General features: G+C 67.3%; 20 protein-coding genes and 2 tRNA genes. 18 read left to right on the forward strand and 4 right to left on the reverse strand.

Going from position 1 to position 22714, the window contains the following annotated elements; translation table 11 throughout:
• From U9979_RS08695 to U9979_RS08705, 3 genes are all read left to right on the forward strand, one after another.
• The coding region (locus tag U9979_RS08695) for a PP2C family protein-serine/threonine phosphatase (RefSeq protein ID WP_322778961.1) at window positions 1-368 on the forward strand (368 nt) is incomplete at its 5' end.
• Between the two features lie 63 nt (window positions 369-431).
• Window positions 432-1136 (forward strand): DUF4230 domain-containing protein, encoded by a 705-nt coding sequence (locus U9979_RS08700; protein WP_322747304.1) that lies wholly within the window; start codon window positions 432-434, stop codon window positions 1134-1136.
• A 385-nt stretch (window positions 1137-1521) separates the two neighbouring features.
• Window positions 1522-2094 (forward strand): Hsp20/alpha crystallin family protein, encoded by a 573-nt coding sequence (locus U9979_RS08705; protein WP_322778962.1) that lies wholly within the window; start codon window positions 1522-1524, stop codon window positions 2092-2094.
• A 62-nt stretch (window positions 2095-2156) separates the two neighbouring features.
• On the opposite strand, the gene U9979_RS08710 is transcribed toward U9979_RS08705, so the two are convergent.
• Window positions 2157-3020, reverse strand: a complete 864-nt coding sequence (locus U9979_RS08710; protein WP_322778963.1) for an exodeoxyribonuclease III — start codon at window positions 3018-3020, stop codon at window positions 2157-2159.
• A 189-nt stretch (window positions 3021-3209) separates the two neighbouring features.
• On the opposite strand from U9979_RS08710, the gene U9979_RS08715 reads away from it, so the two are divergent.
• From U9979_RS08715 to U9979_RS08725, 3 genes are all read left to right on the forward strand, one after another.
• Window positions 3210-3560 carry a hypothetical protein gene (locus tag U9979_RS08715; RefSeq protein ID WP_322778964.1) on the forward strand — a complete coding sequence of 117 codons (351 nt, stop codon included), beginning with the start codon at window positions 3210-3212 and terminating at the stop codon, window positions 3558-3560.
• Window positions 3561-3920: 360 nt separating this feature from the next.
• Complete coding sequence (locus U9979_RS08720; protein WP_416210223.1) at window positions 3921-4505, forward strand: NADAR family protein; 585 nt, start codon at window positions 3921-3923, stop codon at window positions 4503-4505.
• Between the two features lie 190 nt (window positions 4506-4695).
• The gene (locus U9979_RS08725) at window positions 4696-5619 is read left to right on the forward strand and encodes a universal stress protein (RefSeq protein ID WP_322778965.1); all 924 of its coding nucleotides are present in this window, start codon (window positions 4696-4698) and stop codon (window positions 5617-5619) included.
• Here U9979_RS08725 and U9979_RS08730 read toward each other — a convergent pair.
• Together U9979_RS08730 and U9979_RS08735 are read right to left on the reverse strand one after the other, a co-directional pair.
• Window positions 5610-8111 carry a DEAD/DEAH box helicase gene (locus U9979_RS08730; protein ID WP_322778966.1) on the reverse strand — a complete coding sequence of 834 codons (2502 nt, stop codon included), beginning with the start codon at window positions 8109-8111 and terminating at the stop codon, window positions 5610-5612. The genes U9979_RS08725 and U9979_RS08730 overlap by 10 nt on opposite strands.
• Window positions 8108-9787: an ABC-F family ATP-binding cassette domain-containing protein gene (locus U9979_RS08735; protein ID WP_322778967.1), complete on the reverse strand. Its 1680-nt coding sequence runs from the start codon at window positions 9785-9787 to the stop codon at window positions 8108-8110. The genes U9979_RS08730 and U9979_RS08735 overlap by 4 nt, the downstream gene beginning before the upstream one ends.
• 188 nt (window positions 9788-9975) lie before the next feature.
• Here U9979_RS08735 and U9979_RS08740 point away from each other — a divergent pair, with 188 nt between their 5' ends.
• Window positions 9976-10350 (forward strand): VOC family protein, encoded by a 375-nt coding sequence (locus U9979_RS08740; RefSeq protein WP_322778968.1) that lies wholly within the window; start codon window positions 9976-9978, stop codon window positions 10348-10350.
• Window positions 10351-10495: 145 nt separating this feature from the next.
• Here U9979_RS08740 and U9979_RS08745 read toward each other — a convergent pair.
• Window positions 10496-10569, reverse strand: a tRNA-Gly gene (locus U9979_RS08745).
• Window positions 10570-10613: 44 nt separating this feature from the next.
• Here U9979_RS08745 and U9979_RS08750 point away from each other — a divergent pair.
• From U9979_RS08750 to U9979_RS08800, 11 genes are all read left to right on the forward strand, one after another.
• A tRNA-Pro gene (locus tag U9979_RS08750) sits at window positions 10614-10686 on the forward strand.
• Window positions 10687-10742: 56 nt separating this feature from the next.
• A complete protein-coding gene (tig, locus tag U9979_RS08755) occupies window positions 10743-12248 on the forward strand; it encodes a trigger factor (protein WP_322778969.1) in 1506 nt (501 codons plus the stop codon).
• 336 nt (window positions 12249-12584) lie between these two features.
• A complete protein-coding gene (locus tag U9979_RS08760) occupies window positions 12585-13220 on the forward strand; it encodes an ATP-dependent Clp protease proteolytic subunit (RefSeq protein WP_322747292.1) in 636 nt (211 codons plus the stop codon).
• Window positions 13221-13298: 78 nt separating this feature from the next.
• On the forward strand, window positions 13299-13970 hold the full coding sequence (locus U9979_RS08765) for an ATP-dependent Clp protease proteolytic subunit (RefSeq protein WP_322747291.1): 672 nt from the start codon (window positions 13299-13301) through the stop codon (window positions 13968-13970).
• A gap of 473 nt (window positions 13971-14443) precedes the next feature.
• The gene (gene clpX / locus U9979_RS08770) at window positions 14444-15724 is read left to right on the forward strand and encodes an ATP-dependent Clp protease ATP-binding subunit ClpX (RefSeq protein WP_322747290.1); all 1281 of its coding nucleotides are present in this window, start codon (window positions 14444-14446) and stop codon (window positions 15722-15724) included.
• Window position 15725: 1 nt separating this feature from the next.
• Window positions 15726-17075 carry a folylpolyglutamate synthase/dihydrofolate synthase family protein gene (locus tag U9979_RS08775; RefSeq protein ID WP_322778970.1) on the forward strand — a complete coding sequence of 450 codons (1350 nt, stop codon included), beginning with the start codon at window positions 15726-15728 and terminating at the stop codon, window positions 17073-17075.
• A 234-nt stretch (window positions 17076-17309) separates the two neighbouring features.
• On the forward strand, window positions 17310-17723 hold the full coding sequence (ndk, locus tag U9979_RS08780) for a nucleoside-diphosphate kinase (RefSeq protein ID WP_322747288.1): 414 nt from the start codon (window positions 17310-17312) through the stop codon (window positions 17721-17723).
• Window positions 17724-18183: 460 nt separating this feature from the next.
• Window positions 18184-19215, forward strand: coding sequence for a rod shape-determining protein (locus tag U9979_RS08785; RefSeq protein ID WP_013872948.1), 1032 nt, complete (start codon window positions 18184-18186; stop codon window positions 19213-19215).
• Between the two features lie 210 nt (window positions 19216-19425).
• The gene (mreC, locus tag U9979_RS08790; RefSeq protein ID WP_322778971.1) at window positions 19426-20412 is read left to right on the forward strand and encodes a rod shape-determining protein MreC; all 987 of its coding nucleotides are present in this window, start codon (window positions 19426-19428) and stop codon (window positions 20410-20412) included.
• A 17-nt stretch (window positions 20413-20429) separates the two neighbouring features.
• Window positions 20430-20951: a rod shape-determining protein MreD gene (gene mreD / locus U9979_RS08795; RefSeq protein WP_322778972.1), complete on the forward strand. Its 522-nt coding sequence runs from the start codon at window positions 20430-20432 to the stop codon at window positions 20949-20951.
• A gap of 139 nt (window positions 20952-21090) precedes the next feature.
• On the forward strand, window positions 21091-22714 hold a 1624-nt coding region (locus U9979_RS08800), incomplete at its 3' end, for a penicillin-binding transpeptidase domain-containing protein (protein ID WP_322778973.1).

Raw genomic sequence — 22714 nt, forward strand, 5'->3', positions numbered from 1 at the left:
GCCTGCTGGCGGCTCCGGGCGCTTGGGCGACCGCGACCATTCGGCTACAGCCCGGCGACGCTCTGTTCATTTACACCGACGGCCTCATCGAGGCCCGCAACGAAAAAGGTGAGCAGTTCGGCGAGGACCGGTTGGTCGCGGAGATCCTGCGGGTCCCTTCGCGGGGCCCGCAGGAACTGCTCGACGCGGTTTTCGAAGCCGTCCGCGCGTACGCTCCCGGACGTCCGAGCGACGACCGCACCGCGATCATTCTTGCGCGGACGGATGCGAGCGGGTCCGGCGACGGCGGGGTTCTCGTGCCCGCTGCTCGTCCACCGTCGGACCGGTACGGGCCCGGCGGCGCGGGCCGGGCGGGGTCGGGTCGGTGACTTCGGATCATCTTGCAGCCGGGCTGCGGGTGCAGATGGTCGTTTGCGGGTACAAACGTTGCCATGAGTGAAAGGTCTGGCATCGGGTCCGGTATCAGGTCGGGTTTCGTCGCGCTGCTGCGGGTCCGCCTTGGTGTCGCGCGGCTGTTGCTCATCGTCGTCGGTGCCGTGCTGGTTCTCGCCGGCATCGGGTTCGTCAGCGGCTGGCGGCCGTCGCTGACCAATCCGTTCGGTCAGGAGAGGATCGACCGCAGTCCGCCCGCGGTGCTGCGGTCCCTGACCGATCTCAGCGAGTACCACGCGGCCAGCGCCCATTTTGAAGTCGTTGTCGATCTGGCGGATGAGACCAGGTTCATACCGGCCTCGTTGCGTGGCGAGCGGACCTTGTTCGTGGGTGTCGGCAGTGTCGACTCCGTGGTCGATTTCGGAAAGCTCGGTGCGGATGCGGTGACGGTCTCCGAAGACCGGCGGACGGTGTCGGTCCACCTGCCCGCGCCGACGTTGTCGGAACCGCGGGTTGATCCGGAACACAGTTACGTCGTGGCACGCCAAAAAGGCGTGCTGGACCGGATCGGTGGCTTTCTCACCGGCAGCGCCAGCGATGATCGCGAACTCTATGTGGTAGCCGCGGACAGGATGACACAGGCGGCGAAGGCCGATGGTTCCGTCCTGACCCTGGCCCAACGCAATACCACTGGAATGCTGCGAGGTCTGTTCAGCGCGCTGGGTTTCACGACGATCAACGTCAGCTACGCGGACGCACGGTAGCGAGCCGCGCTCGTCCGGTCCGGCTCGCCGAGCCAGGTCGACCACGAGCCAGGCCGACCACGAGCCAGGCCGACCACGAGCCGGGGTGGAGCGCGCCGTCGAAGACAGGCATGTCACCGGGCCGGACCCTCACGTCGCCTGGTGGGGGTGGAGTCGTCTCCCGGCGGCGAGCGCCGGCTCGCGCCTGCCTGGCGGAAAGTCAACCGTCGAGCAGGTGCACGGGAGGCCGTGGGTAGGTGACCGTCGGTCCGGAGCACAGCTACTGGACCGAGACTGCTTCCCGGTTCCGTCATAAGTCTGAGTCTGTTAGGCTCAACAAACATGACATGAGCCCGATCCGTGCGGGGATCGAGCGTGACAGGAACCGCCCTTGAAGGGAGAAGTCATGACCGCCTACCTGTGGGATCCGTTCGCCGCGTTCGGACGTCTGGACCGGGAGTTCGACGAGATCGTTCGTCGTACCTGGGGTGTCCCTGACCGGACGCGGATGGCTCGCACCGGTTTCGTCCCCGCGGCCGATGTCGTCACCGATGGGGATGACATCGTCGTGCAGCTGGAGCTTCCCGGAGTTGACGTCGACCGGGACGTCACGGTCGAGCTGGAGCGGGGCCGCCTGGTCGTCCGTGGGGAACGGACCGAGGCCCGCGCGGGCGACGGCCATCCCGATGACGGCCGTACGGTCGTGCTACGGGAACGTCGCCATGGCGGCTTCCAGCGTGAGTTCAACTTGCCGGACGGCGTCGGCGCGGACCAGATTTCCGCGACCTACGACAACGGCGTCCTGTCGGTGCGGCTTGCCGGCGCCATGACGGTCGGTCGCGGCAGGCGTATCCTGGTCATCGCCGGCGCGCCGCAACGCGATCGGTCCAGCGACCCGGCGGACGCGCCGGCAGCGTCAGGTGCCGAGCCGCGCGTGGCCACCCAGGCACGGACGGCTGACGGGGTACAGGCGGGCTGACCCGCGACCTGCTCACCGCCTGCGGGTCGCCCGCGAGGGTCTCGCCAGCCGGTCAGCCCCGGTCAGCCCCGGTCAGCCCCGGTCGGCTTGCGCTGTGCGCGGGGTGAGGGAGGCGGGACCATCGGGCCGATGTCGCCGTCGGGTGCCTCGTCGATGTCGACGACCACCGGCGCGTGGTCCGATGTGCCCGCACCCTTGCGGGCCGCCCGGTCCACCCAGATCGCCCGTACCCGCTCGGCAACCGGAGCGCTGGCAAGGGCGAGATCGATGCGCATGCCCTTGTTCTTGGGGAACATCAGCGACCGGTAGTCCCAGTAGGTGAAGACCTGTTCGTCTGGCCACCGTGCGCGCGTGACGTCCACCAGGCCGAGGTCGGTCAGTCCTCGCAGGGCTTGGCGTTCGGCGTCGGTGACGTGGGTGGCGTCGACGAAGTCGGCCGGGTCCCACACGTCGGCGTCGGTGGGAGCGACGTTGAAATCACCGCAGGCGAGTACCGGCGTGGTCGCCAGGGCCTTTTCCAGGCATGCCCGCAGTGCGGCGAGCCACGTGATCTTGTAGGCGTAGTGCGGATCGTCCAGCGCCCGGCCGTTGGGCACATAAAGCGACCAGACCCGGATGCCGCCACACGTCGCGGCCAGTGCCCGAGGTTCTGGCTCCGGGAAGCCGGGACCATCGGCGAGCCCGCGTTCGACGTCGCCCAGGCCGACCCGCGAGAAGATCGCTACCCCGTTCCACCGGCCGTTTCCGTGATGTGCGATGGTGTAGCCGCGCCGGAAGAGATCTTCATCGAAGAGCTCGAGGAAGGCGTCGTCGGCGAGCTTGGTCTCCTGGAGGCAGACCACGTCCGGCTGGACTCGGTCCAACCATTCGATCAGACGCGCCTGCCGTGCCTTCGCCGAGTTGATGTTCCATGTCGCTACCCGCACCATCCGACGTTAGCCGGCTGGTGCTGTCCCCGGTTGGGGCGGTGTCCTCAAACGGACTCCTGTGGATCGGCGTGGTCGGCCCGGATGCGCCGTCGCGGGCGATAGCGTCAGCAGGTATCGGCGGATGTAGGCGGCGCGCCCTTGCGCCCCTTGCGCCCGATGTGCCGAACGCCCGGAGGGAGGCCGACCGTGGCTCGCAACCGCACCCGGTTCTTACCGGTGACGGGGCCGGCGCTCCCGGTCGCGGTGCTCGCGGTGGCGGTGCTCGCGGTGGCGGTGCTCGTCGGACTGGTCGGCTGCGGCTCGGTGTCGAAGGAGACGAAGCAGGCGGGCGCCGATGCGGTCTGCGCCCAGATCGATGCACGGTCGGCCGACGTCCGTTCGAGCGCGCAGACTGCGCGGTTGGTGGCCCTTGTCGTTCGTGATCTTGCACCGGACGAGAACATCCGCGGAATCGCCGACCGTGTCTCGCGGAACCCGGGGGAGATCAACCTGCGGGGACAGCTCGCCGACTGGGTCAACGACACGTGCTCACGATGACAAGTCCGTAACAGGGGTCTTCCGGCAAAGATCGTCCAGGCGGGCAAGGGTCTTTCTGACGAAGGTCATACCGATGCAGTTGTCATGTGATTTGCAGATCGTCGCCCTCTTCCTGCCGCCGGTACCGCACGCACGCGCCGAACGTCCGGCGTCACGTCCGGCGACGCAACGTGATCGTCGGCCAGGGGTCCGCCCCGATGAAGCGCCGTCCCAGCCCGGGGACGCTCTGGATGGTTCGGCTGGTGGGCCAAAGGGCGCGCCACGATCGTCAGATCGCGCGCCCGCAGGCCGCAGTCCTCGGGGCACTGGTGGGAATGCTGTTGGAGGTGAGGCAACTCATGCGACCATCAGGCCGTGAGCATCCCGGCAAGCGCCTCTGCGGTTGAGGATCTGGTCCTGCTGGAACAGGCTGGGCACGCTCTGGATCTTCTGTTCTTCTGGGGGCACCATCCGCCGCGTGGCGGCGGCCGTGGCGTCGGCGTGGGCTGTCTGAGCCAGTGGTGGCCCTCCGCGTTCACTGTTGACGGCCTGCGTTATCCGACGGCTGAGCATTTCATGATGGAACGCAAGGCCCGGCTGTTCGGCGACGTGGCCGCGGCTCGGGCGGTTCTTGCCACCGCCGAGCCGGCCGCCGCGAAGAAGCACGGCCGGCAGGTACGCGGCTTCGATGAGACCGTGTGGAGCGAATGCTCCTTCGACATCGTCGTCCAGGGCAACGTCGCGAAGTTCAGTCAGCATCCGCCGTTGCGTAATTATCTGCTCGGCACCGGCGAGCGGGTGCTGGTGGAGGCGAGTCCGTTGGACCGGGTGTGGGGGATCGGTCTGGCCGCCGACGACGCCCGGGCACAGGTTCCGTCGGCCTGGCCGGGACGCAATCTCCTCGGATTCGCGCTCATGGCGGTCCGGGCAATGATGCGCGCGTCCACCCCGAGCACCGCCGGGTAGTACGACACCCGGGTAGCCCGACAGCCGCGTCGCGCGAGCCCGGGTAGCGGTTCCCGTCTCCGTCCGACGTCTCCGTCCGACGTCTCCGTCACTGTGCCCGGATGCGTCCGGCACCCGGCCGCCCTCGGCCTCATGATCAAAACGAGTGGCGCTCACAACGGGTCCTCGGTCGGGCGTAGGGAGGACGGCGATGACAGACGGTAGCAGCCTGGCTCTACCAGGGATCGTTGTCGGCGTGGACGGCTCGCCGGGTTCCGTCGAGGCGTTGCGGTGGGCCTGGCACACCGCGGCCATGCATCGACGGTCGGTGACCGCCATGCTGGCATGGACCGCGGACGGCCAGCCCAGGCTCGTCCACCGACAGGTGCACACTGCAGATCGTGATGGGTTGACGGCGGCGGCGGCTGCGGTTCTCGAGACGGCACTTGGTCGACTCCCGGCCTGCGACCCATCTCCCGACATCGTCCGGCGGGTGGTCCACGAGCCCGCGCCGCTCGCCCTGTTGGCAGCGTCGAAGCACGCGTTGATGCTGGTCGTGGGCTCGCACGAGCGCGGTCTGTTGCACCGCTCGCTCGGTGGGACGGTGGGCCGGGCGGTCGTCGACCACGGCGAGGTTCCGGCTGTCGTCGTCCGCGGCCGGGGCTTTGGCGTGCCCGGCGACCGCCGTCCGGTGGCCGTCGGGGTAGATGGTTCGCCATCGTCGTTGGCCGCCCTGCGGTGGGCGGCTCGTGAGGCGACGTACCGCGATGTGCCGCTGCGGGTGGTACATGCGCTGGCGGTCGCGTCCACGCCCTATCCGGATTTTCTCGCATCCGTCGGTCGGGCCCTTGTCGATCATGCGAACGATCTGCTCGACGATGCGCTGGCCACGGGGTTGCGGGACGCTCCACCGCAGCTGTGTGTCAGCAGCGAGGTGGTCGTCGACTCCGCCGCCCGCGCGCTGTTGCTGGAGTCCACGACATCGCAGTTGCTCGTGGTGGGCGCCCGTGGTCATGGCGGCTTCGCCGAGCTCCTCCTCGGTTCGGTCGGCGATCAGTGCGTCCAGCACGCTGTGTGCCCGGTCGCGGTCATTCGTCCGCACTACAGTCCGCACTACAGTTCGCCCTACAGTTGATCAACTGCGGTGATGTGCAGGACAGCCGCCCCGGCTTCGTCCGAGGCGGCAAGGTCCACCTCGGCGCTGATGCCCCAGTCGTGGTCGCCGGCCGGATCATCGAAGATCTGCCGGAGCGTCCAGCGCCCGGGTTCGGAGTTGATGATGAGGAGTCCCGGTCCGCGGGCGTCGGGGCCGGTGCCGATCTCGCCGTGCAGGTCGAAGTACGGCTCCAGGGCTCCCGCCCATCGCTCACGGTCCCAGCCCGCGTCGGCATCGAGCGCACCGAGATCGTCGTAACGGCGCAGCGCGGCCAGCTCCACCCGGCGGAACAGGGCGTTGCGCACGAGTACCCGGAATGCGCGGATGTTGGCCGTCACCGCGGGCGGCCGCTCGTCGATCGCAGCGGATGACGCCTCCGGCGTCGGATTGCGCAGCTTCTCCCACTCGTCGAACAGGCTCGAGTCGACTTGGCGGACCAGTTCGCCGAGCCATTCGGTCAGGTCGGTGAGCTCCTCGGTCCGGGCGTCCTCGGGCACCGTCTGCCGCAGGGCCTTGAAGGTGTCGGCCAGGTAGCGCAGCAGCAGGCCCTCGGATCGGGCCAGGCCGTAAAAGCCGACGTACTCGACGAAGGTCATGGCCCGCTCGTACATGTCCCGGGCCACCGATTTGGGTGCGAGCTCGTGGTCGTCGACCCACGGGTGGCCGCGTCGGTAGATCGCGAACGCGGCCCCGAGGAGCTCGTCCAGCGGCTTGGGGTAGGTGACCGTGTCGAGCAGCTCAAGGCGCCGCTCGTACTCGACGCCGTCCGCCTTCATCTGGGCCACGGCCTCCCCGCGGGCCTTGAACTGCTGCGCGGAGAGGACCTGGCGTGGGTTGTCCAAGGTGGCTTCGATGATGGACAGAACGTCCAGCGGATAGCTTGGCGAGCCCCGGTCGAGCAGGTCCAGGGAGGCCAGCGCAAAGGGCGACAGCGGCTGGTTGAGGGCGAAGTCGAGCTGAAGGTCGACGGTGACCCGCACGGTGCGACCGGTCTCGTCCGGGGTGGCGAGTTTCTCGACGATTCCGGCCGCGAGCAACGCCCGGTAGATCGCGATGGCCCGGCGGATGTGGCGGCGCTGCGCGGGGCGGCTCTCGTGGTTGTCGGTGAGCAGGTGCCGCATGCCGGTGAACGCGTCGCCCGGTCGGTTGATCACGTTGAGCAGCATCGCGTGGCTGACAGTGAAGCTCGACGTCAGGGGTTCGGGCTCCGCGGCCACCAGACGCTCGAACGTCGGCACACCCCAGGAGACGAACCCCTCCGGCGGCTTCTTTCGGACGATCTTTCGTCGCTTCTTGGGGTCATCACCGGCCTTGGCCAGGGCACGCTCGTTGTCCACCGTGTGCTCGGGCGCCTGCACGACGACGGTGCCGACCGTGTCATAGCCGGCCCGGCCGGCCCGGCCGGCGATCTGGTGGAATTCCCGGGCGCTCAGGTGCCGGGTCCGAGTTCCGTCGTACTTGGACAGCGCGGTGAACACGACCGTGCGGATCGGTACGTTGATCCCGACCCCGAGGGTGTCGGTGCCACATATGATCTTCAGGAGCCCGGCCTGGGCGAGCAGCTCCACCAGTCGCCGGTACTTGGGGAGCATCCCGGCATGGTGGACGCCGATGCCGTGGCGGACCAGGCGGGACAGGGTCCGACCGAACCCGGCCGTGAACCGGAACCCGCCGATCATCTCGGCGATGGCGTCCTTCTCCGCCCGGGTGCACACGTTGATGCTCATCAGTGACTGGGCCCGTTCCAACGCCGCCGCCTGGGTGAAGTGGACGACGTAGACGGGTGCCTGATGGGTGTTGAGAAGCTCTTCGAGGGTCTCGTGCAGCGGGGTGAGCACGTAATGGTGATAAAGCGGCACCGGACGTACGGCGGAGCGGACGACCGCGGTCGGGCGGCTGGTCCGGCGGGTGAGGTCCGCTTCGAACCGGCTCACGTCGCCCAGGGTCGCCGACATGAGGATGAACTGCGTGCGGGGTAGTTCCAGCAGGGGGACCTGCCATGCCCAGCCTCGGTCGGGGTCGGCGTAGAAGTGGAACTCGTCCATCACGACCTGGTCGACGTCGGCGCCGGCTCCGTCCCGCAGGGCGATGTTCGCCAGGATCTCGGCGGTGCAGCAGATGACGGGCGCACTCTCGTTGACGCTGGCGTCCCCGGTCAGCATCCCGACCCTGCTCGCTCCGAACGTGGCGCACAGGGCGAAGAACTTCTCCGACACCAGGGCCTTGATGGGTGCGGTGTAGAAACTGCGCTGCTTGGCGGCCATGGCGGCGAAATGGGCGCCGGTGGCCACGAGGCTCTTTCCGGACCCGGTCGGGGTCGCCACGACGACGTTGGAACCGGACACGATCTCGATGAGGGCCTCGGACTGGGCGGGGTACAGGGTGAGCCCCTGCCCGTGGGCCCACGCGGTGAACGCGTCGAAGATGTCGTCGGGTTCCGGCGTTGCGGGCAGCTGGTCGGCGAGCGTCATGGTAAGTCCGATGGTGCCTGACGGATCGGCGAGCCGGCGCTCGCCTCGATGACCTGGCCGGCCTTGACCTGCCACCGACGGGTGGTATGGACCGCCTGGAGCATCCGGCGGTCATGGGTGACCAGAAGCAGGGTGCCGGTGTAGCCGGCCAGCGCGGCCTCCAGCTGTTCGATCGCGGGGAGGTCGAGATGGTTCGTCGGCTCGTCCAGTACCAGCAGGTTGACCCCGCGTGCCTGCAGCAGCGCCAGCGCCGCCCGGGTACGTTCGCCGGGCGACAGGGTGGCGGCCGCCCGCTTGATGTGGTCCGCCCGGAGACCGAACTTGGCCAGCAGGGTGCGCAGGTCGGCGGTGACCAGGTCGGGTAGCAACCGGGCGAAGACGTCGAGAACCGGAGCGTCCACCGCGAACAGCCCACGCGCCTGGTCGACCTCGCCGATCAGCACCCCGGAACCGAGCGACGCCTGGCCGCGGTCAACCGGGCGCCGGCCGAGCAGCGCGGCCAGCAGCGTCGACTTCCCGGACCCGTTGGGCCCGGTGATGGCCACCCGGTCGCCACGGCCGAGCTGGGTGGTCACCGGTCCCAGGGTGAAGTCGCCGCGATGCACGACCGCGTCGGTCAGCACGGCGACCACGGCCCCGGAGCGCGGAGCCGCCGCGATCTGCATCCGCAGGTCCCATTCCTTGCGCGGTTCGGGGACGGCATCGAGGCGCTCGATCAGACGTTCGGTCTGGCGGACCTTGGCGGCCTGCTTCTCCGACGTCTCGCCACGGAGGTTTCGGCCGATCTTGTCGTTGTCGGTGGACTTGCGGCGGGCGTTCCGCACGCCCTTGTCCATCCAGCTCCGTTGGGTCTGGGCCCGTTCGGTCAGCGCGCCGCGGCGGTCGGCGTACTGCTCAAAGGCTTCCCGGGCGTGCCGCCGGGCCACCTCCCGTTCGTCGAGGTAGGCCTGATAACCGCCGCCGAAGAAGCTGATCTGTTGCTGTGCGAGATCCAGCTCCAGCACGCCGGTGACGGTGCGGGCGAGGAACTCCCGATCGTGGCTGACCACCACGACACCGGCCCGCAGTCCCGTGACGAACTCCTCCAGGCGGGCCAGTCCGTCGAGGTCGAGGTCGTTGGTCGGTTCGTCGAGCAGGAAGAGGTCGAACCTGCTGAGCAGCAGTGCGGCGAGCCCCGCCCGCGCCGCCTGGCCACCGGACAGCGCCGTTGTCGGCATCGCCAGGTCGATCGCGAGCCCGATGTCGGCTGCCACCACCGCCGCGCGTTCGTCGAAGTCGGCGGCCCCCAGGGTCAGCCAGCGGTCCAGCGCCGTCGCGTAGCTGTCGTCCGAACCGGGCTCCTGTCGGGACAGGGCAACCGATGCGGCGTCCAGTTGGCCCTGGGCGTCGGTCACGCCGGTGCGCCGGGCAAGGAAGGCGTGCACACTCTCGTCGGCATGCCGGTCGGGTTCCTGCGCCAGGTACCCCACCGAGGCGCTCGGCGGGGTGAGCCCGACCGTACCGTGTTCGGGACTGGCCAGGCCCGCAAGCAGGCGCAGCAGGGTGGACTTGCCCGCGCCGTTCGCTCCGACCAGCCCGATCACATCACCAGGGCTGACGACCAGATCGAGCTGGCTGAACAGCGCCCGCCCGCCGTATCCGGCGGCCAGGCCCTTGGCGACAAGGATGGCGCTCACACATGAACGTTACCGGCACCACCGAGCGGAATCCGCACAGGGCGGGCCGCCTCCAGCCGGTGGCCATCTACTGTCGGTGTTTACTGCCGGCGTTTACTGTCGGTATCCAATGATAGCGTTTCCGTACCCGTCGTGCGGAACGCGACGGCCTGTCGCAATCGGTGTCGCACTCAGTGAGGAGAAATGCGGTGGCTGGTGTCGCACGCTTGGCAGCGATCTCGCTGGACTGCTCCGAGCCCCATCCGTTGGCCCGGTTCTACGCCGCGTTGACCGGCGGTGAGATCGCTTTCAGCAGCGCGGACTTCGTCGCGGTCAAGGGGCCGGCTGTCTGGATCACAGCGCAACGGGTCCCGGACCATCGACCCCCCACGTGGCCCACGGGCGGCATCCCGCAGCAGGTGCACATAGAGTTCGCGGTCGAGGATCTTGAAGCGGCACAGACTCAGGCGCTTGCCATCGGCGCACGACTTGCCGACGAGCAGCCATCCCCGGACCGGTGGCGGGTACTGCTCGATCCGGCGGGGCACCCGTTCTGTCTGACGACTCTCGTGCCGTCGACCTGACGGCCGACGCGCTGACGGCATGGCGGAACGACGTGGTTCGGTGCCAACCGGACACGGCGCGGTGGGGGTTCCAGGGGGCTCGGCCCCCGGGCTGGCATGGCGGAACGACGTGGTTCGGTGTCAACCGGACACACGTCACCCCGAGTGGAGCGGGTGACCGGGATCGAACCGGCATGGCCAGCTTGGAAGGCTGGGGCTCTACCATTGAGCTACACCCGCGGCGCATCGCTTACACTACCCCGTAGGATAGTGAAGCAACGCCTCGGGGCGTAGCGTAGTGGCTAGCGCGCCTGCTTTGGGTGCAGGAGATCGGGAGTTCGAGTCTCCCCGCCCCGACCGGTACTCTCGGCGCGTCCATCCGATCCACCGCCGCATCAGGAGTTAGCCGCGCCGTGAAGGCCACCAAGGAGACCCTCAGTCCCACCCGGGTCAAGCTGACCGTCGAGGTGCCCTTCGACGAGCTCAAGCCGTCCGTCGACGCCGCCTACCGCAAGCTCGCGCGCGAGGTCCGGGTTTCCGGCTTTCGGCCGGGAAAGGTTCCACCGCGCATCCTCGACCAGCGCCTCGGCCGGGGTGTGATCCTCGAGGAGGCCATCCAGAACGCTTTGCCGCGGTTCTACACCGATGCCGTGCAGCAGGAGGAAGTCGACGTCCTGTCCCGGCCCGAGGTCGACATCAGTTCGTTCGCGGACGGTGCCCCGCTGGTCTTCACCGCGGAGGTGGACGTCCGGCCGGACATCTCGCTGCCCGACTACCACGGCCTTGAGGTCACCGTTGACGCGGTCGAGGTGACCGACGAGCAGGTGGACGAGCTGTTGACGACCATGCGTGAGCGGTCCGCCGTGCTCAAGCCGGTCGAGCGCCCGGTGCAGGCCGGCGACTTCATCTCGCTCGATCTGTCCGCGACCGTGGCCGGCGAGGTGATCGACGATGCCGAGGCCGCCGGCATGTCCTATGAGGTCGGCAGCGAGAGTCTGATCGACGGTCTGGACGCGGCGATCACCGGTGCCGGCGAAGGGGAGAGTCGCACGTTTGCGACCGAACTGCTTGCCGGCGAGCTCGCCGGCAGTGTGGCTGAGGTCACTGTCACGGTCCGGGGCGTCAAGGAGCGCGAGCTCCCCGAGCTCGATGATGACTTCGCCACGACGGCCAGCGAGTTTGATTCGCTCGCAGAGCTGATCGCGGACATCCGCGGGCGCCTTGTCCGTGAGGCCGAGATCGGCCAGCTCGGTCAGGCGCGCGAGCGCGTCCTCGACGTCCTGATCGAGCGGGTCGACGCACCCCTGCCGGATTCGGTCCTCGACGACGAGGTTGCGGCCCGCGAGCACCGTTTCGCCCACGAGCTTGAGCGGATGGGCGTTGACCGCGCTGCCTACCTGGAGACGCTCGGCCAGACTGACGAGGAACATCTCGCCGACGTGCGGCAGCTCGCGGCGAAGGCCCTGAAGTCGCAGTTCATCCTGGACGCTGTGATCAATGCCGAGCAGCTCCGGATCGATCAGGGCGAGCTGATGGAGCAGGTGATCAGCCGGGCGCAGCGCATGGGGGTGAGTCCCGACGTCTTCGCCCAGCAGCTGACCCAGGGGGACGGCCTTTCAGCGATCATGGCCGATACGCTGCGGAACAAGGCACTCACGTTCCTGCTGCGGCAGGCGACGGTCCTCGACCCGGCCGGAAGCGAGGTCGAGCTGGCGCTGCCTGCTCCGTGGGTACCGGGCGCTAGCGCGCCCGAGGACGCCGCAGTCGTGGAGGACGACCTCGACGACGATCTTGATAAAGATCTTGATGACGACCTCGACGACGATGTTGACGATGACGCCGACGGTGATCCCGATGCACCCGGTGGCATCAGTGCGGAGAAGGCGGGCGGGTCTACCGATCCCGCACCCAGCGCCTGAACTCTGGCGGCGGCGAACGACGGACCAGCGGCGGCCCCCGGACATCTCGTCCGGGGGCCGCCGCATTCCGACGGGCCAAAGGCGATGCGATCGTGGTTCTTCTCGTATCGCCGGCGGCCGAAGTCCCCGCATCGTCGGCGGGAGGGCGGCCGGGCGGCCGGACGGCCCGCCGTTGATCGATTGCCCGGAATACCCGGATTGAGCGGCGCTGGGCTCGCTCGCCCTCACGCCCAGCGCGAACATCGAGCGCTAAGCCCCGGAACTGACTCGGGTCACAGATAGTGTCGAGCCGGTCAGATCAACCGTCGCCAGCGCGAGGAAGCCGAGGAGCTAACCGTGAGTGACATCGCAGCCCCGAGCCTGGTCGTCCCACAGCTGCGTTCGCCGGGGCAGAGCGGGGTCGGTTTCGACGAGCAGGTCTTCAACCGTCTGCTGCGCGAGCGGATCATTTTTCTGGGTTCGGTGGTGGAGGACCAGATTGCCAACGCGATCTGTGCCCAGCTGCTACTGCTCAACGCCGAGGACCCGAGCCGGGACATCTTCCTCTACATCAACTCTCCCGGTGGATCCGTCAGTGCCGGTATGGCAATCTACGACACGATGCAGTACGTGGAGAACGACGTGGCGACGGTTGCGCTCGGACTCGCCGCATCCATGGGACAGTTCCTGCTGTGCGCGGGTGCGGCCGGCAAGCGGTACTCACTTCCACATGCGAAGATCATGATGCACCAGCCGTCGGGTGGCATCGGTGGTACCGCGTCAGACATCGCCATCCAGGCCGAGCAGATGCTCTATACCAAGCGGATGATGCAGGAACGGATCGCATTCCACACCGGCCAGGCGATCGAGCAGATCGAGCGGGATTCCGACCGTGACCGTTGGTTCACAGCCGAGGAGGCCAAGGACTACGGGTTCGTCGACCACGTCGTGGCTCAGGCCCGCCAGGTCCCCAGCGAGGGCCCGGTCAGCTAGCCGCGTCCCGCGGACACCCGGCCGACACCGCCGACATCCGGCAACCGACCATCACCCGCCGTCGCGGAGGCACCCATCATGTACCAGCCGATTATTGGCCAGATCTCAGGTAACGGTCTGCCCGTCAGCCACTACGGGATCCCTCGGGTCATCGAGAAGACCAGCCGTGGCGATCTTTACCTTAATCCCTACGAGAAGCTGCTGCGGGAACGTATCGTCTTTCTCGGTATCCCGATCGACGACCTCTCCGCCAACGACGTGATGGCGCAGCTGCTGTTCCTGGAGTCCGAGGACCCCGACCGGGACATCTCGATCTATATAAACTCGCCGGGCGGATCCTTCACCTCGCTGACCGCCATTTACGACACGATGCAGTTTGTCCGGCCGGACATCCAGACGATCTGCATGGGCCAGGCTGCGTCCGCGGCGGCGGTGCTGCTCACCGCGGGGACGCCGGGCAAGCGTTTCGCGCTGGAGAACAGCCGGATCCTGCTGCACCAACCCTCCGGGCAGGGCGAGGGGCAGTCCAGCGACATCGAGATTCAGGCCAGGGAGATCCTCCGGATGCGTTCCCTGTTGGAGCGGATGCTCGCCCGGCACACCAAGCACACCGAGGAAGAGATCCGCCGCGACATCGAGCGTGACAAGATTTTCAGCGCGGCCGAGGCGCAGGAGTACGGCTTGATCGACGAGGTCATCCTGACCCGGAAGTCGTCGCAGTTGACGACTGCGCCGCCAGCGGGTCGCTAGGGCTTGTAGTGATTGGCCCAGCCGAAGGGTGCGTGATCATGGTTTTTCGCGCGCCCGGAGGCGGCGGGGATCCGGCCTCCACCGCGGTTGCCGGGACGGGTGGCGCGTCCACGTTGTTCAAAGGTTCTATCCGGACGGCGTGGACGCGCAAGGACGTGGCAGGTGACCGTAGGCTGACCCACACGAGCCGCGCGATAGGGCTCTCACCGGGCGGCTTCAGGGGGTACGGTCCCCACGGGGAGACAGGCCCTTGCCCATCGCGGCCGGCGCAACGACAGAGCCGTCGGCAGTTTTGGGCAGCAGCAGATGTGGATATGCCGCAGATGTGGATATGCAGCCCGAAGCCGCTGGCGTCATGACGCAGCCGCTGGCGGCAGAGGGCAGGATGGTAACAGACAGGCGACGACCGGGCGGCCTGGCCGCCCCTGACCTGCAGGCGACACCATCGTCTGGACGAAGGGACTGAGTCCTCGGTGGCACGCATAGGTGACGGCGGTGACCTGCTCAAGTGCTCGTTCTGTGGCAAGTCCCAGAAGCAGGTGAAGAAGCTCATCGCCGGGCCCGGCGTCTACATCTGCGACGAGTGTATTGATCTTTGCAACGAGATCATCGAAGAGGAGCTGTCGGAGTCCTCTGATCTCAAGTGGGACGAGCTGCCGAAGCCGCGCGAGATCTATGAGTTCCTGGACGGCTACGTGGTCGGCCAGGAGCAGGCCAAGAAGACCCTGTCGGTTGCTGTCTACAACCATTACAAACGCGTTCAGGTGGGCGGTGGTGACAGCAAGGGTGATGTTGAACTGGCGAAGAGCAACATCCTCCTGCTGGGGCCCACCGGATGTGGTAAGACGCTGCTTGCGCAGACCCTGGCGCGGATGCTCAACGTTCCGTTCGCGATCGCCGATGCCACCGCGCTCACCGAGGCCGGATATGTCGGTGAGGACGTGGAGAACATCCTGCTCAAACTCATTCAGGCCGCCGACTACGACGTCAAAAAGGCCGAGACCGGCATCATCTACATTGACGAGGTCGACAAGATCGCGCGCAAGTCGGAGAACCCGAGTATCACCCGGGACGTCTCCGGCGAGGGCGTCCAGCAGGCGCTGCTGAAGATACTGGAGGGAACGACCGCCAGTGTTCCCCCGCAGGGTGGTCGCAAGCATCCGCACCAGGAATTCATCCAGATCGACACGACGAACGTCCTGTTCATCGTCGGTGGGGCCTTTGCCGGGCTCGATCGGATCATCGATTCGCGGATCGGGAAGAAATCGCTGGGGTTCCGCGCGGTCCTGCATGGCAAGGACGATCCGGATGTGGCCAACATCTTCACCGACGTCATGCCGGAGGATCTGCTCAAATATGGAATGATTCCCGAGTTCATAGGTCGACTGCCAGTGATCACCAGCGTGTCGAGTCTTGACCGGGAAGCGCTCATCCGCATCCTCACCGAACCAAAGAACGCTCTGGTGCGTCAGTACAAGAAGTTGTTCGAGCTGGATAATGTCGATCTTGACTTTACGGGTGACGCGTTGGACGCGATCGCGGACCAGGCAATACTGCGAGGGACTGGTGCGCGTGGGCTCCGAGCAATCATGGAGGAGGTCCTGCTGTCGGTCATGTACGATATTCCCAGCCGCAAGGACGTCGCCCGGGCAGTGGTGACCCGCGAGGTCGTTCTGGAGCATGTCAACCCGACGCTCGTGCCGCGCGACGTCGCCGCATCCAAGCGGGGTCCCCGCCAGGAGAAGTCGGCCTGACATGACAAGTCAGCCGGACACTGTCGTGGACGCCGACACGGCCGCTCTCACCCGGGTGAGCAGGGCGCTGGCCGAACGCTTCCCGCATCGGATGCTGCCCGATCTGGAACGCATGCGGGACTTGGTCGACCTGCTGGGCCAACCCCAGCGGGCCTACCCCTCGATCCATCTGACGGGGACCAACGGCAAGACCTCCACCGCCCGCATGGTGGATTCGTTGCTGTGCGCCTTCGGAATCAGACCCGGCCGTTACACGTCCCCGCACCTGGAGAGCGTCACTGAACGTATCTGTCTGGCTGGTCGACCCGCTCCGGCTGCCACCTTCACCCAGGCGTACGACGACGTCATCCCCTACGTTGAGCTTGTCGACAGCAAGCATCCCGAACGTGTCACCTTCTTCGAGCTGCTGACCGCGATGGCTTTCGCCGCTTTCGCCGACGCGCCGGTCGATGTCGGTGTCATCGAGGTCGGCATGGGCGGGACCTGGGACGCGACCAACGTGCTGAATGCGGCCGTGACGGTGGTGACCCCGATCTCTCTTGATCATCAGGAACTTGGTGCCACCCTCGACGCGGTGGCGGCGGAGAAGGCCGGCATCATCCACGCCGACGCGCTCGTCGTGCTCGGCCAGCAGCCGTTGGAGGCGGCGGAGGTGCTGCTGCGCCGGGCCGGCGAAGTCGGAGCGACGGTGGCGCGCGAGGGGCTGGAGTTCGGGGTTCTCGCTCGTGATCTTGCCGTTGGCGGTCAGAGGGTGACTATCCGTGGGCTTGGTGGTGTCTATGAGGATCTGTTGCTGCACCTGCACGGCGCGCATCAGGCTCACAACGCCGCGTGTGCGCTTGCGGCGGTCGAGGGATTTCTCGGTGGCGGTCGGGAGATTCTCGACCTCGCCGCCGTCCGCGCCGGGTTCGCGCAGGCCGATTCGCCAGGGCGACTGGAGATCGTCCGCCGCTCGCCGACGGTCCTGTTGGACGGCGCACACAACGTCGCGGGCGCACAGGCGCTGGTCGCGGCGGTCGAGGAGTCGTTCAGCTTCGATCACCTCGTCGGTGTCGTGGGGATGCTCGCGGACAAGGACGCGGCCGGCATTCTGGCTGCGCTGGAGCCCGTGCTGAACGCCGTGGTCGTCACCCAGAGCCGTTCGCCACGGGCCATGCCGGTGGATGATCTCGCTGCGATCGCTGTGGATGTGTTCGGCTCTGACCGGGTGGAGGTTGCCTCGCGTCTGGATGACGCTCTCGACGCGGGGGTTCGCCTGGCAGAGGAGGATTCCCACCTGGCCGGTGCCGGGGTGCTGGTGACCGGTTCCCTTGTGACGGTGGGGGAGGCCCGCCGTCTCCTGCGTCGCTGACCGGTAGGTTGCTACCTGGGCCAAAGGCGGCGCGATCATGTCGTTCGCGCGCCGCCGGCGGCCGTGTGGGTTGTGACTTGGGCCAAAGGCGGCGCGATCATGTCGTTCGCGCGCTGCCGGCGGCTGTACGGGTCATGTCTGGGCCAAAGGCGGCGCGATGATGTCTTTCGCGCCGCTGGCGGCCGTATGGGCCTAATATCACGTCTGTCCATCTGAGTGACAAGAAGGAGTTCCGTGTCAGGCGAACGCACACTCGTGCTGGTCAAGCCCGACGGCGTGAGCCGTGGCCTCGTCGGTGAGGTCGTCGGTCGGCTGGAACGCAAGGGTCTGACCTTGGTCGCACTTGAACTGCGCACGCTGGAGCGGTCGGTGGCCGAGACCCACTACGCCGAGCACGCAGCTAAGCCGTTCTTTGGCGAGCTGGTCGACTTCATCGTTTCCGGCCCGTTGGTCGCATTGGTCGCCCAGGGGCCGCGGGCGATCGAGGCGGTGCGTGGCCTCATCGGCGCCACCGATCCGGTCAAGGCGGCGCCAGGATCCCTGCGTGGTGACCACGCACTGGAGATCGGGCAGAACCTCGTCCACGGATCCGACTCGCCGGAGTCGGCCAAGCGCGAGATCGACTTGTTTTTCCCGGGGTTGATCTAACTCCACGGCGAGATCCCGGGGCGAGATCGTGATCGGTTCGGCATTGAGGATCATGTGGTCGGTGATGTCGGACCGTTTGCCCGGACCGTTCGCCCGGATTTTTGCCCGGATTATCGAACACCGACGCTCCGGGCGCGCCCCTCGGTCTCCTCGGGTAGCATTCTCGTGACTCCGGGTGTTAGAACTGGTCGTACGGGTTGGGGCTGGCAGGCAGGTTGACCCGACATGGCGAGTGGACCGTCACACGTCATGGATCCCTCACCGGGACGGCAGGCTCGGTTAGCCCGGTTTAGGCTTTTGGTGTCTGCGGGAGCGTCTCTACTGGATTGCCGGACCACTGGATGGGGCTCATCGGGGAAGCAGTGGATACGCCCACGTCACGGACACCGCCTGCCTTACAACTCCAGCACGCCCAGCGTGCGCACCCAGACCGCACACCCGGGAAGGCCGGCATCCGACGATGTCCAGTTCGTTGTCGTTCCTAGGCCGTGACATGGCCGTCGACCTTGGCACCGCCAACACCCTTGTCTACGTGCGTGGTCGCGGGATCGTGCTGAACGAGCCCAGCGTGGTAGCGATCAACACCACCACCACGGGGATCCTCGCGGTCGGTACCGAGGCGAAGCGGATGATCGGCCGCACGCCGGGCAACGTGGTGGCGATCCGTCCCCTCAAGGACGGCGTCATCGCCGACTTCGACACGACCGAGCGTATGTTGCGGTACTTCATCCAGAAGGTCCACCGGCGGCGCCACTTCGCCAAACCGCGGTTGGTCGTGTGCGTCCCCTCCGGAATCACCGGGGTCGAGCAGCGGGCCGTGAAGGACGCCGGATATCAGGCTGGTGCCCGAAAAGTCTACATCATCGAGGAGCCGATGGCGGCGGCGATCGGTGCCGGGCTGCCCGTCCACGAACCCACCGGGAACATGGTCGTCGACATCGGTGGTGGGACAACGGAGGTGGCGGTCATCTCCCTTGGCGGGATCGTGACGAGCCAGTCCATCCGAACCGCGGGGGACGAGCTTGACACAGCGATCATCTCCTATGTCAAGAAGGAGTACTCGCTCATGCTCGGCGAGCGGACGGCGGAAGAGATCAAGATGGCGATCGGGTCCGCCCACAAGATGTCGGACGAGCCCAGCGCGGAAATCCGCGGCCGGGACCTGGTCTCCGGCCTACCCAAGACCATCGTCGTCACTGCCGAGGAGATTCGTAAGGCCATCGAGGAACCGGTGAACGCGGTGATCGATGCCGTCAAGGTCACCCTCGACAAGTGCCCGCCGGAGTTGTCCGGCGACATCATGGACCGCGGCATCGTCCTGACTGGTGGGGGAGCGCTGCTGCGCGGTCTGGACGAGCGTCTGCGCCACGAGACCGGGATGCCGATCCATATCGCGGACAATCCACTGCACTCGGTCGCCATGGGTTCCGGCAAGTGCGTCGAGGAGTTCGAGGCGCTGCAGCAGGTGCTCATATCCGAGCCTCGCCGTTGACCCGACCTGACGTCATCCGATCTGTTCAGATCGTACCGAGTGGGATGTCGATCGGCAGGAACACTGACCGGCGGTTCGCTCGTCCGATGTACTGACGCGGTTCCAGTTTGGCGTCGCCGGGCACCGCGATGCCCGAAGTGGCATCGTCGTCGACGGCGTTGGCACGGACGGCAGGGCCGTGGATGGAATTGCCAGGTATGGAGGCCGGCGGTGGGACGTGAGAACCGGCGCTCCCGGGTGGTCGTCATCGGACTGCTGGTCGTGGCGTTCATTCTGATCACAGTCGACTACCGCTCGAGCGACAGCTCGTCAGGATTGCGGGGCGCGCTGCGAGGCGGATTCGCAACGGTCGAGGGCGCTCTGACCGCCGTCACCCGCCCGATCGGGCGGACGGTGTCCTCCCTGGCGCACCCCAATCGTTACCAACGGCGCGCCGACGCACTAGCCGCGGAGAACGCCGACCTCAAGCGCCAGCTTGCCGATGACGCCGAGGTACGGCGGCAGGCCGCCGGGCTGGCCAACCTCCGGTTGCTCGCGGACAGGGGGCAGTATTCGATCATAGCGGCAAGGGTGATCGCGATTGGCGACATCACCGGGACCGAATGGTCGGTCACCGTCAACGCCGGCAGTGCGGACGGAGTCATGCCGGACAGACTGGTGCTCGACAGCGACGGACTCGTCGGGACCGTGCTGTCCTCGACCGCCCACACCGCGGTGATCCGCCTCGCCTGCGATCCCGCGAGTCACATCGGCGCCCGCTTGGAGGGTGCCCGGTTGCTCGGCGCAGTCGCTGGCACAGGTAGCCCGGACGCCTTGGCATTCACCCTCTACGACGCGACGCGCCAGGTGAAGGTCGGCGACCGGGTGGTCTCCTTCGGCAGTGCGGATTATGTCGGTGGGGTACCAATCGGCGTGGTCACGAAAGTCCTCGACATGAGCGAAGGGCTTTCGCGGTCGGCCGAGGTGACCCCCTTCGCCGCCATTGGGTCACTCGACCTGGTCGGGATAGTCGTGGGAAAACTCCCGGCCGACGCGGGCGACCGGGTACTACCCCCGCGGCCTGTGCCAACGCCCGCATCGCCCGCCGCGCCCGCCGCGCCCGCCGCGCCCACCGCGCCCACCGCGCCCGCATCGCCACCCGCCAAGGTTCCGGTGACACCGGCTCTCGCCCCCGCGGCGACCGCTGCGGTCGGCTGAGGTTCGTCGTGTGGGACATGGGAACACGCGACGACGAAATCCGGGGTACGGCCGTCGTGGTCACCGTGATCGCGATGGTCGTTCTGATCGTTGTGCAACTGTCGGTCATAGCCGCACTCGATCTCCCGTTGGGGAGCCCCGACGTTGTCCTGATCGTGTTGACCTTTGTGGCGCTTGCGCGGGGACCGCTGTTCGGCGTGGTCGTCGGGTTCGCGGTCGGACTGATCGCGGACCTGCTTTCGACGCACGTTCTCGGCCAGACCGCGATGGTCTTCTGTCTGGTCGGCTACGGCGTGGGACTGGCCCACGGCGAGATCGGGCGGACGGCCCACGTCCCCATGGCCGCGGCGGCGGCCGCCTCAGCGCTGGGCACGGCCGGCCATGCGGCGGTGGCCGGCATTCTCGGCAATGCCAGCCTGGCCGGAACGCAGGTGCTCCTGCGCTCGGTCGGTGCCGCGCTCTACTCGCTGGTCCTGACCCCGTTCCTGTTCCCGCTGGTGATGGCTGGGATGCGGCGTCTGCACCGCGACCAACCGTGACCCGGCGGCCACGATGGGACGGCCACGATGGGATGGGTGGGACCATGAGGCGGCCACGACGAGACAGGTTGGACCATGAGATGGCGGCGATCATGAGACGGCGGCGACCATGAGGCGGCAGCGGTCCGGTGACGGGTCGCTGGACGACCGCGTCGGGATCAGGCTGGTTGTGCTGCGGGTTCTGGTCGTGTCGTTGCTCGTGACTCTTGGTGCTCGCCTGTGGGCTCTGCAGGTCCTCAACGGGGAGCACTACCGTCAGGTCGCGGAGACCAACCGGGTGCGCGACGTGGTTACACCCGCACCCCGCGGCCTGATCGTGGACGACCGGGGGCGTGCCCTCGTCCGCAACCGCACGTCGTTGGTCATCTCGGTGAATCGGTCGGTGACCGACCGGCAGAAGGACTCCGGGCGGGCAGTGCTGGAGCGCTTGTCAAACGTGATCGGTATGTCCGTCGCCGATGTCACCAAGCGCATCCAGTACTGCTCTGCCACCGTGAAGCCACCGTGCTGGAACGGTTCGCCCTACCAGCCGGTGCCGGTCGCCAAGGACGTCACCCCGAGCCAGGCGCTGGCCGTCATCGAACATCCCGACCGGTTTCTTGGTGTATCTGCTGAGCTGCAGGCTGTGCGCGAGTACCCCTACGGGGCGGTGGCCGCGCACGAACTGGGATATCTCAGCCCGGTCACGCAGGAGCAGCTCGACTCCGACGGTGGCCGGCACGGTTTCCACAACAACAGTCTGGTCGGTGTCGCCGGACTGGAATACACCTACGACAGCGCCCTGCGCGGCGCTGACGGGGTGCAGCGCCTTGAGGTCGACAGGTTCGGAAGGGTCGCGGGTACGGCCTCGTCCAGCGCGCCGCGCAGTGGCGACACCCTGGTCCTCTCGATCGATGCCGGTGTCCAGCAGGCAGTCGAGCAGACTCTGAAGAAAACCGTGGACTCCCTCGGCGGGCGCGCGCGTACCGCGTCCGGGGTCGTCCTGGACGCGAAAACCGGGCGTGTCATCGCGATGGCCAGCCTGCCCTCATACGACCCGTCGGTTTTTGTGGGCGGCATCTCCGAATCCGACTACCAGGCGCTATCAGATCCAGCCAACGGCATTCCGTTGCTGTCGCGGGCATACCAGGGTTCGAGTGCGCCCGGTTCGACCTTCAAGGGCGTGTCCACCACCACCGTGTTGACCAACCTCGGCGCGTCGACGAGCGGCAACTACGACTGCGGGCCGTCGCTGCAGATCGGCTCCCAGACGTTTCACAACTTCGAGGGATCATCGGCCGGGCCGATCACCCTGCACCAGGCGTTGGTGATCTCCTGCGACGTCATCTTCGACAAGTTCGCCTATGACGCCTGGCTCGCCGACGGCGGACTTCGCAACGGCCGTGGCCCCTATCCTGCGGCCAACGAGTACTTCGTGAAGATGGCCCGGGCCATGGGTTTCGGCAGTAGGACAGGCGTTGATCTGCCGGGAGAGGCCGCCGGGTCGGTCGTCGGGCGTGACGGTGCGAAGGCGATCTGGACGCAGCTGAAGGATTCCTACTGTCGCCGGGCACAGAACGGCTACCCGGAGGTCGCCGATCCGACCAAGGCCGAGCGGTTCCGCCAGTACGCGGCCGAGGCATGCATTGACGGTTACCTGTACAACGGAGGTGCAGCGACCCAGTTCGCGATCGGTCAGGGCCAGTACCTCTCGGTCAGCCCGTTGCAGCTCGCGGTTGCCTATTCCGCCATCGCCAACGGCGGGACGGTGTACCAGCCAGCCC

This window comes from Protofrankia sp. Cas4 (assembly GCF_963555915.1).
Classification (GTDB): domain Bacteria; phylum Actinomycetota; class Actinomycetes; order Frankiales; family Frankiaceae; genus Protofrankia.

Excerpts from the sequence above, each read along its gene's own strand:
- U9979_RS08700 (WP_322747304.1), top strand. The coding sequence starts at position 432 with ATGAGTGAAAGGTCTGGCATCGGGTCCGGTATCAGGTCGGGTTTCGTC.
- U9979_RS08705 (WP_322778962.1), top strand. The coding sequence starts at position 1,522 with ATGACCGCCTACCTGTGGGATCCGTTCGCCGCGTTCGGACGTCTGGAC.
- U9979_RS08725 (WP_322778965.1), top strand. The coding sequence starts at position 4,696 with ATGACAGACGGTAGCAGCCTGGCTCTACCAGGGATCGTTGTCGGCGTG.
- U9979_RS08730 (WP_322778966.1), bottom strand. The coding sequence starts at position 8,111 with ATGACGCTCGCCGACCAGCTGCCCGCAACGCCGGAACCCGACGACATC.
- U9979_RS08765 (WP_322747291.1), top strand. The coding sequence starts at position 13,299 with ATGTACCAGCCGATTATTGGCCAGATCTCAGGTAACGGTCTGCCCGTC.
- U9979_RS08775 (WP_322778970.1), top strand. The coding sequence starts at position 15,726 with ATGACAAGTCAGCCGGACACTGTCGTGGACGCCGACACGGCCGCTCTC.
- U9979_RS08785 (WP_013872948.1), top strand. The coding sequence starts at position 18,184 with ATGTCCAGTTCGTTGTCGTTCCTAGGCCGTGACATGGCCGTCGACCTT.
- mreD (WP_322778972.1), top strand. The coding sequence starts at position 20,430 with ATGGGAACACGCGACGACGAAATCCGGGGTACGGCCGTCGTGGTCACC.